Here is a 13,652-nt window from a genome sequence, read left to right as displayed (position 1 = left end):
TACGTGAGCCGTCGCTAACCTCGCCCGCGGCAAAGGGGCCACCGGCGGGGCCCCTCTCGGTCGAGCTCAGGTCGACAGCCACCGCTCCGGGGGTAGGACGGGCTGGTCCAGCCGGCCGTTCGCGGCCAGCACGCGCTCGAACTGTTGCAGATGACGGACCATCGCCTTCGATGCGCGGTCGGCGTCGCCTGCCGCCACTGCCTGCGCGATGCTCCGGTGAGCGCGGCGCGTTTCCTCCATGTCCCGCAGGGAGAGCTGCTCTCCGGGAACGTGCCAGGTCAGCTCCTGTCCGAACGCCGCGATGACCAGACGGACGATCTCGTTGTTGCTGCACACCCCGAGTGCCTCGTGGAACTCGATCGACGGCTCCCACGAACCGTTGCGCGGCGATCCCGCGTTCGCGAGCGCGAGCAGCCACCCGCGCTGCTCCTCGGTCGCCGTGCGCGCTGCGGCGGCCGCCGCCGCGGGTTCGACGAGCTGGCGGAACTCGGAGAACGCCCGCATCGTCGTTCCGGACAGCGTCAACAGCAGGGCGAGCGAGCGGGTGACCTGACTCAGGTCGGGCTCTGCGACCCGGATGCCGCCGTGTGGGCCACGCCGGATCTCGATCAGTCCGTCGGATTCGAGGAGCCGCAACGCCTCGCGCACGGTCCCCCGGCTGAACCCTGTTTCGGCGATGAGGGTGGCCTCGGACCGCAGGGGCTCGCCCGGCCGCATCTCATTGCCGAGGATCTGCCCGCGCAACCGATCTGCCAGCACGTCCGACGCCTTGGGCAGCCTCGGCTGTCGACGACCGTACATCGGGGCCTCGCTCGCAACACCGCGGGTGGCCGATGGATCCAAGCCGTCCACACTCAACTCCGTCCCTGCCGTAAGCGGGACAGGACCGCAACGAGGAGGAACACGCCGTCCATCCTGTACCCGCCGTCAGCTTAAAGAGTCGGCTGCTCGGTTGCGCGACGGACCTGGCGATCCCGCTGTGATCCGCGAGACCTAGGTGAGATCGAGTCCCGCCGCATCCAGCTTCCGGTAGAGCGTCGAGCGGGAGATCCCCAGCAGCGACGCCGCGGCCTTCTTGTTCCCGGCCGCCTCGCTCAACGCGTCCATGATCGCGCTGAGTTCGGCCTGCTCGAACCGGCTCATGCGGCGGCGGTACGCCCGGGCACGCAGATCGTCTGGAAGGTCACCGACGTGCACCTCGCTCCCCCGCGCGACGGTCAGCGCCTGGTCGATCGCATGGCGCAGGGCGCGCGTGTTGCCCGGCCACGGGGTCCGGAGGAGCAGCGAGACTACTTCGGGCGCCAGCCGCGTCGGCGCGGCGAACGATCGGGCGAGTGCCGGGATGTCATTCGTCCGGTTGCGCAGCGGCGGCAGCACGACCGCAGCGCACCGCTGATCATCGTGGCCGGCCGTCATCGAGAGAGGCTGCGTGCCGGCGGTCGCCAGGCAACACCATCCCTTCACGCGCACCCCGTGCAACAGCGATGTCAACGCGCGCAACGCCGCGGGCGAGAGCCCGTCGACGTGCCTCACCACGACGGTGCCCGGCACGCCGACGAGATCAGACCGCAGACTCGCCATCCAGGCCGACGGGCCGTCCACCGTCATCGACTCGGCGTCCTTGACGACCAGCGAACCGACGCCACCCAGGTGGCGATGAACCGCCTCGGCCACCGCCGTCTTCCCGACACCCGGTTCGCCGGACACGACGATGACCCGGCCGCGCGCGCGTGCGGCGATTCCGTGACACGCTCGGAGCCACGCCGGGTCGGCGCCGACGAGGCCGGGGAGACCCGACGTCCGCGTCCGGCCGCCGCCGGTGGACCCCGACTCGGTGCGTGGCGCCTCCCGGATCTCGACGATCGCACCGATCTCGTCGCCGCCGTCGCACATGGGCTCGCCGTGCACCACGACCATCCGGCCGTCCGGCAGCTCCAGCTCGGCCTCGGAGACGTCGGGCGACCGCAGCAGCCGGTTGACCTGGTCCCAGACCAGTGCCTGCTCGGTACCGTCGAGAAGCTGGGCCGCACGGGGTGAGCTGATCAGCAACCGCTCGCTGATCACGAAGAAGTCGTGACGAACGCGTCGTGAGGCCGCCACGAACCGGTCGAGCAGTGCCCGTTCCGCTCCCGACTGCTGCGCCCACAGCCGTTGTTCGATCTGCTGCGCGGTCTGCTCGGCGATGTACTCCACGAGCGAGTTGTCGTGGTCGGCGGCGCAGGTGACGTCGAGCAGGCCATGCAGCCGGCGGTCCGCGCTTCGGATCGGGACCCCGACACAGGTGAACTCGTGCAGGTCCCCCGCGTAGTGCTCGTGACCGTCGACCCGGACCGTCCGGCCGAGTTCGAGCGCGGTGCCGACCCCGTTGGTGCCGACATCGCCCTCCGCGAAGACGAAGCCCTCGGCCGCCGACACGGCGTCGAGGCGGTCGAGCAGGTGTGCGTTCGACGAGGTGCGGTTGAGAATGCGGGCGGAGGCGTCGGTGAGCAGGAAGGAGATGCCGAGGTCCCCGAGCCGCTCGTTGACATGGTCGAGCACGGGACGGGCGGCACGCACCAGGGGTGCCTCGTGATCGAAGTCCGGGGCGTAGCGTGGCGTCATGGTGTCCACCGGCACGTCGAGGTAGGAACAGCGACGCCAGGACACGGCGATCTCCGGACGCATCGCGCAAGGGGTGCAGCCGTCGAGGAATGCCTCACGCTCGTGGGCCACCGCGTGCTGAAGGATCGTCATCGATCACTCCCCGCGTCCATCGGGCGTCCAGTGGGCGTCCGTAACCGGTGCTACGCGGAAAGATTATACCGATTGCGGCCGGGATCCGTGTCCCCTTCTGGGACACGGATCCCGGCAGACGATCATTCGAAGCAGTTCGGTGCGTGTTTGAACTCGGCCCAGTCCTCCGGGTCGTGGCTGATCCAGATGGTGGCATCGGCGGAGTCGCGGAGCAGGTTGAGCCTCCGGATCGATCTCAGCGCCTGGACGGTGTCCGCGTCGTGGGGCATGGGGGCGATCGTGGTCAGTGCGTCCCGCAGGTGCACCGTGTCGCCGGTGAGGATGAAGTTGCGACCCGGCAGCCGGACCAGCAGGCTCAGCTCACCCGGGGTGTGCCCCGGGGTGAACAGGATGACGACGCTCCCGTCGCCGAACACGTCGTGGTCGACACCGGGCACCTCGAGCACGTTGCGCCCGCGGAGCGGCTCGAGATCGGCCTGCCGGAAGAACCCCGCCCCGGCCGGGTCGGGCCAGAACCCGAACCTCATGTCGCCCTCGCCCACGTAGAACCGGGCGTCCGGGAAGAGGTAGAGGCCGCCGGTGTGGTCGAAGTGCGTGTGGGAGGCGATCACGTACTTGATGTCCGACAGCTTGTACCCGAGCGCATCGAGCTGCGCGTCCACCGTCTGTTCCGGGGAGAATCGCAGGCCGAGATGCTCGGCGAGCGGTCCGTAGACCCCCTCGGGGTCGGTGGCCGCGGCCGGGACGAGTCCGGTGTCGAACAGCACCAGACCCTTCGGGTGCTCGATCAGGTAGGCCGGCATCGGGATGGTGCACTCGCCTGCCGCACCCAGCAGGAGCAGGGACTTGTCGACGGTGAAGGTGGGCGAGTCGAGCGCCCACATCCGCTTGGCCGTTCCGGGTGTTGCCATGGTTCGTCTCCTTGCCGGGGTCAGGCGGTGACGGGGACGCGGGGCTGCACGTCGAGATCGACGCTGCTCGGCTCGCGCTCGATACGGCCGCACTCGCGGTGCAGCACGGGCATGATCTCCTCGGCGAAGTACTGCATCTGCGCCTCGATCTCCTCGCCCTGGAAGCCGGCCGACTCGAACCAGGTGTGGAACATGAAGTCGTCGTAGCCGCACTGCTCCTTGACCTCCATGATCGAGTCGATCACGTACTGCTTGGACCCGTGGATGGCGACCTTCTTGTCCCGCAGCAGCTCCGCGGTCACCTTCATGTTCAGGTCGTAGAACGGCTCGTCGGCCTCGGCCAGCACGGCGGCGAAACCGAACGGGCCGTAGTAGTCCCACTGCAGCTCCAGCGCGCGGGCAGCCCGGTCCATGTCACCGAGCCCCTTGTCCACGCAGTGGATGTAGCGGCAGGTCACCACGCCGCGACGGCGCTCGGCATCCCAGCCGCGCTTGAACTCGCCGCGGTCCTGGCGGTCGGGCCAACCGGCCTTCTCGGCCTCGTCGTGGTAGAGGTCGATGTTCTGCTTGAGCCGGGAGTTGGGCTCGACGATGAAGTAGCCGTTGATGCCCCGTTCGGCGGCGAACCGGATGGACCGGGGGCTGGTGAGGGGTTCCCACATCTGCGGGTAGGGCTTCTGCAGCGGCTGCGGGTAGACCGGGATCTCCAGCAGCTTGGTGGTGGTGGCCTGCACCGGGTTGCCGGCGGAGTACATGTCCGGGGCGCCGAGCTTGAGGACCTGCTCGAGCGTGCGGCCCATGCCCTCCTGGCTGAAGTAGGCATGGGTCTGCTTGTGACCCCACTTGGTGTAGGACGGCGGGATCGACATGAACTCGCCGTGGTGCGACATCGAGTCCTGGGTCCAGGCCTTGATGATGATGTCGTAGGCCTCCTCGAAGTAGGCCCGGTTGCGCTCCTGGTCCTGGATCGTGGAGCCGTAGGCCCAGCCGAACACCTCGTTCTCCCGAGGCTGGTAGCCGCGGCCGATCCCGAACTCCAACCGGCCACCGCTGATCACATCGAGCATCGCGGCCTGCTCGGCGATCCGGATCGGATGCCACCAGGTGACGATGTTGGCGGCCTGGCCGAGCCGGATGTTCTTCGTCCGCGACGCGATAGCCGTCTCGGCGAGCAGCGGGCTAGGGCTGAGCTCGGCACCCTCGGGCTGGAAGTGATGCTCGGTCTGGAACCAGTAGTCGAAGCCGAGCTGGTCGGCGAGGATGCCCTGGCGCACCTGGTTGATGATGGTGCGCTGGGCCGAGGCGTGTGTTGCGGGCAGGTCACCGTCGTTGACGGCCACCGTGTCCCCGTTGTACTGGACGTGCTTGACAGGAAGGTCCGAGGCTCCGTTGTGGAACACCCCGATTTCGATCGCCACCGCTGTTCTCCGTTCTCCGGCCGAAGCCGATCATTGGTCGTGCACTGGTGGACCGTGCGCCTGGACGCCCGGTCGGGTCACTGGGTCGAGTAGCCGCCGTCGATCACGAGCTCCGAACCGGTGACGTAGGACGCCTCGTCCGAGGCCAGGAAGAGCACTCCGTAGGAGATCTCCTCGGGTCGCGCCTGCCGCTGTAGCGGCGTGGCGCCGACGATGATCGGGATGACCTCGGCCGGTACGTCGTCGGACACCATCGGGGTGTCGACGATCCCGGGGTGCACCGAGTTGACGCGGATGCCCGCACCGGCGAACTCGATGGCCGCGGTCTTGGTGAGCAGCCGGACAGCACCCTTGGTGGCCTGGTACGCGGTGGCGCCGCCGCTGCCGATGAGGCCGTAGATCGAGGAGGTGTTGACGATGGAACCGCCGCCCGCCCGGCGCATCGCCTCGGCCGCGGCCTTCATCCCCAGCCAGACACCGGTCTGGTTGGTCGCGATGATCCGGTCCCAGCTCTCGCGGGTGGTCGCCTCGACGCCGGCCATGTCGAGGACCCCGGCGTTGTTGACCAGGATGTCGAGGCGGCCGAAGCGCTCCTCGGCCAGTGCTACCGCGGCGTCCCAGCCGTCCTCGTCGCGGACGTCGAACACGTGCGCGACGACGTCGTGACCCTTCGCGGTGAGCGTCTCCGCCACGGCGGCGAGCTCGTCGGCGAGGATGTCGCCGATCACGAGTCGCGCGCCCTCGGAGGCGAGCAGCGCCGCGTGCGCGGCACCCTGGCCCCGTGCCGCGCCGCTGATCAGCGCCACCTTGCCGGCAAGCCTGTCACCCATGTCGCTTCTCCTTCGGTTGTCGGTCCGCTCGGCGGGCCGCGCTCACGCGGTGCCGGCGGCACCCGACGCGGCGGGTGCCGCGTGGGCGTGTGCGTGCCCTGTCCCGTTGGCGTGTCCGTGGTCGTGGGACACCGGGTCCGCCACGGGTCCCGCGGTCTCCTTCAGGGAGCACTCCTGGCGTTCGAGCTCCCGGTCGAGGCTGCGGTTGTCCCCCCTGGCCCTGGCGACCCACGTGCGTGCGGCGTCGGGCGTCATGTGGCAGAGCCCGGGCACGTCGCGGTTGTCCAGGCACAGCGCGCGGTCGGACGCGGCCGGCGTGCGCTCGGTCGGCGGTGTCGCCCGGCCGGAGAGCCCGACCGCGGAGAACCGGCGCCTGGCGGGTGCCCGGCAGGCCGGGCACCGCATCGTCGGCGGCGCCGGATTGGACACGAAGTGCTCGCTGACGCCGTCGCAGGCCTCGCACCGGTAGTCGGCGATGATCATCGTGACACCTCCGCGCGGTATCGCTCGCGGGCGTCGGCCTCGCCGAACCTGGCCCGCAGGACCTTCTTGTCGAACTTGCCCACCCCGGTCTTCGGGATGGCGTCGACGAACAGGAATTCCTCGGGGATCCACCAGCGGGCGAAGTGCTCCAGCAGGTGCGCCGTGAGCTCCTCGGGAGTGACGGGCGAGCGCGTGACGACACAGGCCAGCGGGCGTTCCAGCCACTTGTCGTGGGGCACCGCCACGACCGAGGCCTCGGCCACCGCCGGGTGCGCCATCAGGGAGTTCTCCAGCTCCACCGAGGAGATCCATTCCCCGCCGCTCTTGATCAGGTCCTTCGAGCGGTCGGTCAGCTGCACGTAGCCGTCGGGGTCGATGACGCCGACGTCCCCGGTCTTGAACCAGCCCTGCGCGTCGTAGCTGGCCGGGCTGCGCGGGTCGTCGTAGTAGGCGCTGGCCATCCACGGCGATCGCAGGTGGTACTCGCCGACGGCCTTGCCGTCCCATGGCAGGTCGTTGTCGCCCTCGTCGACGAGCCTGACCTCGCACAGCGGCAAGGGCAGCCCCTGCTTGCCGCGGACGTCGTAGACCTCGTCCTCGGTGACGTGCTCGTACTTGCTCTTCAACGCCGTGAACGTGACGAGCGGCGAGGCCTCGGTCATCCCCCATCCCTGCGGCACCACGATGCCGTGCGTGTCGGCGAACCACTTCATCAGACCGCGCGGCGGGGCCTGACCGCCCAGCCAGAGGACCTCGAGCGAGGAGACGTCGTAGTGCGGGTCGTCGCGCTCGAGCAGGTCGCGCATCATCACGCCGATGGTCACCGCGCCGACGGCATGGGTGACCTCGTGCCGGTCGATCAGCTCGAGGTAGTGCTTCGGCTCGGGGTGCGGACCGGGCAGCACCAGCGTCGCGCCCTGGAGTGCGGCGGCGAAGGGTATGCCCCAGCTGTTGGCGTGGAACATCGGACTGATCGCGAGGAAGATCGCCTCCTCGCGCACCCCGATCGAGCCGTGCAGGCACAGGGCCAGGGTGTGCAGCACCACGCTCCGGTGGCTGTAGAGGACGCCCTTGGGGTCCCCGGTCGTGCCCGACGTATAGCACATCGCGGACGCGGTGGTCTCGGGGAAGTCGGGGAACTCCAGCTTCCCGTCCTGGGCGGCGAGCAGCTCCTCGTAGGAGTGGACCGGACTCAGCGTGGTCTCGGGCACCTCGCCGGCGAGCACGACGTAGGCCTGCACACCGGGCAGGTCCGGGGCGAGCCGCTCGACCAGCGGGATCTGGTCGGGGTCGATCAGCAGCACCCGGTCGTCACCGTGGTTGATGATGTAGGCGATCTGCTCGTCGAACAGCCGCAGGTTCACGGTGTGCAGCACGGCGCCCATGCACGGCACACCGACGTAGGCCTCGTAGTGGCGGTGGGTGTTCCACGCCAGCGTCCCGACCCGGTCGCCGGGCTGCACGCCCAGCGCGGTCAACGCCTGGGCGAGCTTGCGCGCCCGTACCGCGTACTCGGCGTAGGTGTAGCTGAGGTCCTCGCCGGCACCGGTCCGGGAGATGATGCGCTTGTCGCCGAACACCCGTTCCGCACGCCAGAGCAGCTGCTTCATCAGCAGCGGCCGATCCATGATCAGGCCGTCCATGCCCACCTCCGAGCTCGGTCCATCCGCTGGTCGACGCTAGCCATCGGGGGAGGAAGTGGCGTGTGTCACTTCGTGACACGCCTGCGGGCTCGATGCGGAGACCCGACGACCCCGGGTTCGATCGGCGCCGGGTCGACCTGTGGTGGGCATCGGAGTGACCCGTTCTGCACCACTCCCCCGAGGAGCAGGCGGGAGACATCCCCGACGAGCGGCCGTCCGTCAGGGAGGTACGCGACGCCCTGGAGGTCCCCGCAGAGCCCGGGGGTGGACGTCGGCGAATCAGGAGGCGGCCGCAGAGCCACGGCGGCCGGGCCGCACGCCGTGGAACCTACCGACGTTCCACGTCACGGCAGGAGGTGGAACGCGCGCCGGAAGTACACTGCAGGCGTCTCCGGACCCGTCCGCACGTTCTGGACCTGGCCGACCAGGATCGTGTGATCTCCGCCGGGATAACGATCGTGCATCGCACACTCGAGGATCACCGATGCGACGTCGAGCACCGGGAGTCCGTTGTCGTCGGCGACGAAGCCGGCGTCGGCGAACTTGTCCGCGCCGCGGGTGGCGAAGCGCATCGCGAGCTGCGCGTGCTCGGGATGGATCACGTGGACGATCCATCTCGTGGCGCGTTGGAAGACCGGGGCGCACTCGGCGCCATTCGCCAGGCACACCAACACGAGCGGCGGCTCCATCGAGACCGAGCAGAACGACGTCGCTGTGAAGCCCCACCAGCGGCCCGACGGGTCAGCCGTCGTGACGATCGTGACCCCGCTCGGGAAGGACGCCATGGCGTCCTTGAACAGGTGCAGCCCCGCTGGCGCAGGCGGAGGGTCCTCCGCACTCACCGCAGCGCCGTCGCATCCGGGTCGGCCACGAACCCCATCTCGTGGTTCATGCGGACCCGCTTGGTCGTCAGGTAGGCGATGTTGTCCGCATTCGGGGCGATGATCAGCGGTTCGCGGGCGGCGATCCTCACCCCGTGCCCGGCGAGCCCGTGGTACTTCGCCGGGTTGTTGGTCATCACGCACACCTGTCGCACGCCGAGGTCACGCAGGATCTGTGCGCCGATCCCGTACTCCCGGCTGTCGACGGGCAGCCCCTGGGCGAGGTTCGCCTCGACGGTGTCCATGCCCCCGTCCTGCAGGGTGTAGGCGCGGAGCTTGTGGCTGAGCCCGATCCCCCGGCCCTCGTGGCCGCGCAGATAGACGACAGCACCGCGGCCGACCATCCCGATGCGCTCCATCGCCGCCTGGAGCTGCTCGCCGCAGTCACAGCGGCGCGACCCGAACACGTCCCCGGTGAGGCACTCGGAGTGGACGCGCACCAGTACGTTGTCGTCGGAGGCCGGCTCCTCGGCCTGGCTCACGTCACCCATCACGAGTGCGACGTGCTCGCTGTCATCGAGCTCCGAACGGTATGTCGTGACCGTGAACTCGCCGTACGGGCTGGGCACCCGGCCGGAGGCCTGGCGCACCACAAGGGTGTCCGTACGCAGGCGGTACCGCACCAGGTCCGCGACGGTGATCGAGACCAGCCCGTGCCGCTGGGCGAACCGGGCCAGCTCGGGACGTCGCGCCATGGCGCCGTCGGCGTTGGTGACCTCGGCGAGCAGACCGGCGGGTGCGAGCCCCGCGAGCCGGCAGAGGTCCACGGCGCTCTCGGTGTGCCCGGCCCGCCGCAGCACGCCGCCCTCGCGGGCCCGCAAGGGGAAGATGTGTCCGGGCCTGGACAGGTCCCCCGGCCCCGTCCCTGGATCGGCGAGTGCCCGGATCGTCGCCGCACGGTCGGTGGCCGACACCCCGGTGCTGGTGACGTTCTTGAGGTCGACCGAGACGGTGAAGGCCGTCGCTCTCGGGTCGTCGTTCTCCGCGACCATCGGAGGCAACTCGAGCCTGTCGACGAGCGCGGCGTCCATGCCGACGCAGACGAGGCCGCTGGTGTGGCGAATGACGAATGCGAGCATCTCCGGGGTCGCCAGCTCAGCGGCGGCGATGAGATCGCCCTCGTTCTCGCGGTCCTCGTCGTCGACGACGAGGACCATCCGTCCGCGTCGCAGCTCCGCCAGCGCGGCACCGACCTGGTGGTCCTTGTCCATGCAGGTCACGGTAGAAGGCGTAGGCGACGCCGACGTGTACGACATCGCGACACCTCGTCCTGGTGCGCTGCGGTGGCGCGTTGCAGGCTCCGGACGTTCCCCTCAGCCCGGTTCGGGGGGCGCCCGCGGCGGGAGCGGGCGCCGCGCCGGCCCGACGTAGTCCTCGCGGTCGGGCGCCAGCATCCGGAACCGGTCCCCGCTCTCGATCTCCTCGAGCATGTGCGCCGCGATCCCGGGCAGGAACGAGATCAGGCTGGCCACGTACATCTGCGGCGGCCCGAACCCGAGCTCGGTGAGCACCCTGGCCATGGCGCCGTCGATGTTGAGCGGGAGCGGCCGCCGGCCGGGCCGCAACGCGTTGTACGCGGCGAGGATCGCTTCGTGCAGCCGGCTGACCGTGCCCTCGACACCGTGCCGGCGGGCGACCGCCAGCACCGCCACGGCCCTGGGGTCCCGGTCGGTGAACTCCGGGTGCCCGGCCCCCGGAAGCGGCTCCCCTGCGTCGCGGCGCTCCTGTGCCACGGCGGCGGCGACGGCCGACAGACCGGCGTCGGTCCGGTCGTCCCCGAGACGCTCCAGTGCGGCGGACAGCATCTCCCCCGTGTGCTCCGGCGAGATCGTCCGGCGCCCCGCGCAGGACAGCGCCGCGAGGATCCCGACGGAGGGGTCGGGGTGCACCGAGATCGCGATGCGCCCGGCGAGGATGTTCGGTCCGCGCGCGGCCGGGTACGACATCAGCCCGCACAGCGCGGCCTCGAACACCGCGGCCTGCGCGGCGGTGGGCAGCTCGCCGCGCAGGGTCAGCCAGGTGCACTCGGCGTAGCCGCGGCCGCGGATCAGGTCCGAGAGCGGGTAGCCCCGGACGTAGATCTCCTCGTCGTCCATCTCGGTGATCGCGGTACGGAACCGCAGACCGTCGCCGCTCGTCATCGCTGGACGCCTCACTCCCACAGCCGGCCCGCGGGCCGCCGGTTCAGATGTCGCTGTCGGCCAGGAACCCCAGCACCGTGGAGGTGAAGGCGTCGTTGTCGTCGCCCGCGACCATGTGCCCGGTGGCGGACACGTCCACGTGCCGCGTACCGGGGATGAGCTCGAGGAACTCCGCGACACCCTCGTCGCTCACGATGTCGGACTGTTCCCCGCGCACCAGCAGGGTCGGCACCGTGACCCGCCGCGCCGCGGCGGCGGCCCGTTCGTGGCTGGTGGACCGGCGCGGCTCGGAGTCGATCTGCAGGAACGCCGGGTCCCAGTGCCAGTACCACCGGCCGTTCTCCCGCTGCCGCACGTTCTTGCGCAGACCCTCGGGAGTCGGCGCGCGCTTCCGGTGCGGGTTGTAGGCCCGTACGGCCTCCGCGACCTCGTCCAGCGAACCGAACCCGTCGGGATTCGCGCTCATGAAGGCCATGATCCGGGCGACGCCCGCGGGTTCCGCCCGCGGCACGATGTCGACGAGCACGAGCGCGCGGGCCACGTCCCCCCGCTCGCCCTGCGCGACGAGCGAGGTCATCCCGCCCATCGACGCTCCGATCAGCAGCGGGCGCTCCTCCAGTGCGCCCACCACGGACGCCAGGTCGGCCACCAGCCCGTCGATGCCGTAGTCGCCGTCGGGTGCCCAGTCGCTGTCGCCGTGGCCGCGGGCGTCCAGCGCGAGCGCGGTCCAGCCGTTGTCGGCCAACGCGGCGGCCGTGCGGAACCAGGAGTGCCGGGTCTGCCCACCGCCGTGCAGCAACAGCACGGCTCCGCGACGCTCGCCGACCCCGTCCCAGCGGTCCCCGACGATCTTGCCGGCGGCCCCGTCGAACACGGCCCGTTCACCCGGGCGGACGCCGTTCACGAGCGGGAGCTGATCGTCGCCGTCGGGGCGGGACCGAAGAGGTTGGTATCGACCATGCCCCGGACCATAGACGTCCGGTCGAGCTCGGGCGAGGTAGGACGCCACCCCATTCTCTCAACCGTCAGTTCGAAGTTCGCCCGAGATGTCGTTCTACGATCACGTGCTGGAGTCCCGCCATGCTGACAGGGGATCAGCGCCTGGCCGGGGAGCCGCCGGATACGGGTGAGCCACGCGGTGGTCTGCGCACGGGCCCGCGCTCCTGCCCGCCGCCGCACACCACCCACTGGGTCGGCGGCCACAGCGACTCCTCGATGCGGCGGGCGGCCCGGTTCGGCGACGGATGGCTGGCGATGCACCGGATGCCGAGCAGAGCGGTGAACCGGATGGTCAGACCGGTCGCCGGGTCCTCCGGGTCAACGATCAGCCGTCAGCACCAGGGCCGAGCCGTCGGTCAGCGCGCCGGAGGTGACGACGCCGACCTCGTGGCGCGGCACCTGCCGGTCACCACCACGACCCTGGATCTGCAGCACCGCCTCGGCGACCGTGTTCATGCCGTGCAGGTAGCCCTCGGCGAGCAGGCCGCCGTGGGTGTTGACCGGAAGCGTTCCGTCGCGTGCGGTCGCCCCGGACCGGACGAACGCGCCGGCCTCTCCCCTATCGCAGAAGCCCAGGCCCTCCAGCCCCATCAGCACCACGCTGGTGAAGCAGTCGTAGATCTCGGCGAAGTCGACGTCGGTGGCGCTGATGCCGGCCCGGCCGTACAGCTCGTCGCGCAGCCCGTGGGTGAAGTTGCGGGTGTAGTCGTCGTGCAGCAGCTGGTCGCCAATGTCCAGGCCCGGCCGGGCGTCGGCCCGGTAGGCGGCCGATGCCACCACCGCCGGCGGGTGCGGCAGGTCGCGAGCCCGGTCCAGGCTGGTCACCAGCACCGCGCAGGCACCGTCGACCTCGCTGGTGCAGTCGGCGGCCCGGAACGGCTCGGCGATCATCGGCGAGTCCAGGTAACCGGGCAGGTCCAGCGGGCGGCGCTGGATGGCACGGTCGTTTGCCTGCGCGTAGACCCGCTGCGCCAGCGCGACGGCCGCCAGGTCGCGCTCGTCGCCGCCGGTCTCGTGCAGGTAGCGCCGGGCCCACATCGCGATGTACATAAGGTACGCGGAGTAGCCGATCGGGTACCGGTACTGCGCCGCGCCACTGCCGAAGGCGGTGCTGCCGACGCGAACCCCGGACCGGCCGTTGAGCGCGCGGAAGACCACCACGTTCTCCGCGTAGCCCTGGGCCACCGCCATCGCGGCCTGCTGCACCATGAAGCACGGCGACTGTCCGCCCTGCTGGAAGTCCATCACGAAGCGCAGCCCGGGTACGGCGAGCGTGGTGGCCACCGCCTCGCTCGACACCGAGTCGTTGAGAACGCTGAAGCTGACCACCCCGTCGACGTCGACGGGCCGCAGGCCCGCGTCGAGCGTGGCGGCGCGCGCCGCCTCGGTCGCCAGGTCCAGCACCGTCCGCCCGGAGGCCTTGCTGAACGCCGAGTACCCGACGCCCGACACCGCCACGTCTCTCATGTCGCCTCCCGGTCGAGGACGCTAGGGCGGCGGACCCGGTTCGTCAACCGGCGATTCGAACTTTTTCGTTGGCGTTGGTTAACGGCTAAGTGTTAAGATTCCGTCCATTGAGTCAGGACGGCGGAACCGTCGGGCCTGGTCCGACG

Annotated in this window: 12 protein-coding genes; all 12 read right to left on the bottom strand. The window is 70.3% G+C overall.

The window, feature by feature from the left end; genetic code table 11:
- Positions 1-66 precede the first annotated feature (66 nt).
- The 12 genes from I4I81_RS29990 to I4I81_RS29935 all read right to left on the bottom strand — a co-directional run bounded on the left by I4I81_RS29990 (position 67) and on the right by I4I81_RS29935 (position 13,506).
- Positions 67-852 (bottom strand): FadR/GntR family transcriptional regulator, encoded by a 786-nt coding sequence (locus I4I81_RS29990; RefSeq protein WP_218600974.1) that lies wholly within the window; start codon positions 850-852, stop codon positions 67-69.
- Between the two features lie 141 nt (positions 853-993).
- Positions 994-2,733, bottom strand: coding sequence for a sigma-54-dependent Fis family transcriptional regulator (locus I4I81_RS29985; RefSeq protein WP_218600975.1), 1,740 nt, complete (start codon positions 2,731-2,733; stop codon positions 994-996).
- A 122-nt stretch (positions 2,734-2,855) separates the two neighbouring features.
- Complete coding sequence (locus tag I4I81_RS29980; RefSeq protein ID WP_218600976.1) at positions 2,856-3,644, bottom strand: N-acyl homoserine lactonase family protein; 789 nt, start codon at positions 3,642-3,644, stop codon at positions 2,856-2,858.
- 20 nt (positions 3,645-3,664) lie between these two features.
- Positions 3,665-5,062: an LLM class flavin-dependent oxidoreductase gene (locus I4I81_RS29975; protein WP_218600977.1), complete on the bottom strand. Its 1,398-nt coding sequence runs from the start codon at positions 5,060-5,062 to the stop codon at positions 3,665-3,667.
- Positions 5,063-5,139: 77 nt separating this feature from the next.
- Entirely contained in the window at positions 5,140-5,892 is a 753-nt protein-coding gene (locus I4I81_RS29970; RefSeq protein WP_218600978.1) for an SDR family NAD(P)-dependent oxidoreductase, read from the bottom strand.
- Positions 5,893-5,934: 42 nt separating this feature from the next.
- Entirely contained in the window at positions 5,935-6,375 is a 441-nt protein-coding gene (locus tag I4I81_RS29965) for an FmdB family zinc ribbon protein (protein ID WP_218600979.1), read from the bottom strand.
- A complete protein-coding gene (locus tag I4I81_RS29960) occupies positions 6,372-8,018 on the bottom strand; it encodes a long-chain fatty acid--CoA ligase (RefSeq protein WP_218600980.1) in 1,647 nt (548 codons plus the stop codon). The genes I4I81_RS29965 and I4I81_RS29960 overlap by 4 nt, the downstream gene beginning before the upstream one ends.
- Positions 8,019-8,362: 344 nt before the next feature.
- Positions 8,363-8,803 carry a flavin reductase family protein gene (locus I4I81_RS29955; RefSeq protein ID WP_225926431.1) on the bottom strand — a complete coding sequence of 147 codons (441 nt, stop codon included), beginning with the start codon at positions 8,801-8,803 and terminating at the stop codon, positions 8,363-8,365.
- A gap of 53 nt (positions 8,804-8,856) precedes the next feature.
- Positions 8,857-10,110, bottom strand: a complete 1,254-nt coding sequence (locus tag I4I81_RS29950) for a bifunctional 3,4-dihydroxy-2-butanone-4-phosphate synthase/GTP cyclohydrolase II (RefSeq protein WP_218600982.1) — start codon at positions 10,108-10,110, stop codon at positions 8,857-8,859.
- A 102-nt stretch (positions 10,111-10,212) separates the two neighbouring features.
- A complete protein-coding gene (locus I4I81_RS29945; RefSeq protein WP_218600983.1) occupies positions 10,213-11,040 on the bottom strand; it encodes a citrate/2-methylcitrate synthase in 828 nt (275 codons plus the stop codon).
- A gap of 43 nt (positions 11,041-11,083) precedes the next feature.
- Positions 11,084-11,944 (bottom strand): alpha/beta fold hydrolase, encoded by an 861-nt coding sequence (locus tag I4I81_RS29940; protein WP_226363637.1) that lies wholly within the window; start codon positions 11,942-11,944, stop codon positions 11,084-11,086.
- A gap of 413 nt (positions 11,945-12,357) precedes the next feature.
- Positions 12,358-13,506, bottom strand: coding sequence for a thiolase C-terminal domain-containing protein (locus I4I81_RS29935; protein WP_218600984.1), 1,149 nt, complete (start codon positions 13,504-13,506; stop codon positions 12,358-12,360).
- Between the last annotated feature and the right edge of the window lie 146 nt (positions 13,507-13,652).

The organism is Pseudonocardia abyssalis (genome assembly GCF_019263705.2).
GTDB lineage: Bacteria > Actinomycetota > Actinomycetes > Mycobacteriales > Pseudonocardiaceae > Pseudonocardia > Pseudonocardia abyssalis.
The sequence above is the reverse complement of the archived record's forward strand: the minus strand, read 5'-3'. Positions and strand labels throughout refer to the sequence as shown.

Coding starts and splice junctions, on each gene's coding strand:
- I4I81_RS29985 (WP_218600975.1), bottom strand. CDS start 2,733: ATGACGATCCTTCAGCACGCGGTGGCCCACGAGCGTGAGGCATTCCTC.
- I4I81_RS29980 (WP_218600976.1), bottom strand. CDS start 3,644: ATGGCAACACCCGGAACGGCCAAGCGGATGTGGGCGCTCGACTCGCCC.
- I4I81_RS29970 (WP_218600978.1), bottom strand. CDS start 5,892: ATGGGTGACAGGCTTGCCGGCAAGGTGGCGCTGATCAGCGGCGCGGCA.
- I4I81_RS29965 (WP_218600979.1), bottom strand. CDS start 6,375: ATGATCATCGCCGACTACCGGTGCGAGGCCTGCGACGGCGTCAGCGAG.
- I4I81_RS29960 (WP_218600980.1), bottom strand. CDS start 8,018: ATGGACGGCCTGATCATGGATCGGCCGCTGCTGATGAAGCAGCTGCTC.
- I4I81_RS29955 (WP_225926431.1), bottom strand. CDS start 8,803: ATGGCGTCCTTCCCGAGCGGGGTCACGATCGTCACGACGGCTGACCCG.
- I4I81_RS29950 (WP_218600982.1), bottom strand. CDS start 10,110: ATGGACAAGGACCACCAGGTCGGTGCCGCGCTGGCGGAGCTGCGACGC.
- I4I81_RS29945 (WP_218600983.1), bottom strand. CDS start 11,040: ATGACGAGCGGCGACGGTCTGCGGTTCCGTACCGCGATCACCGAGATG.
- I4I81_RS29935 (WP_218600984.1), bottom strand. CDS start 13,506: ATGAGAGACGTGGCGGTGTCGGGCGTCGGGTACTCGGCGTTCAGCAAG.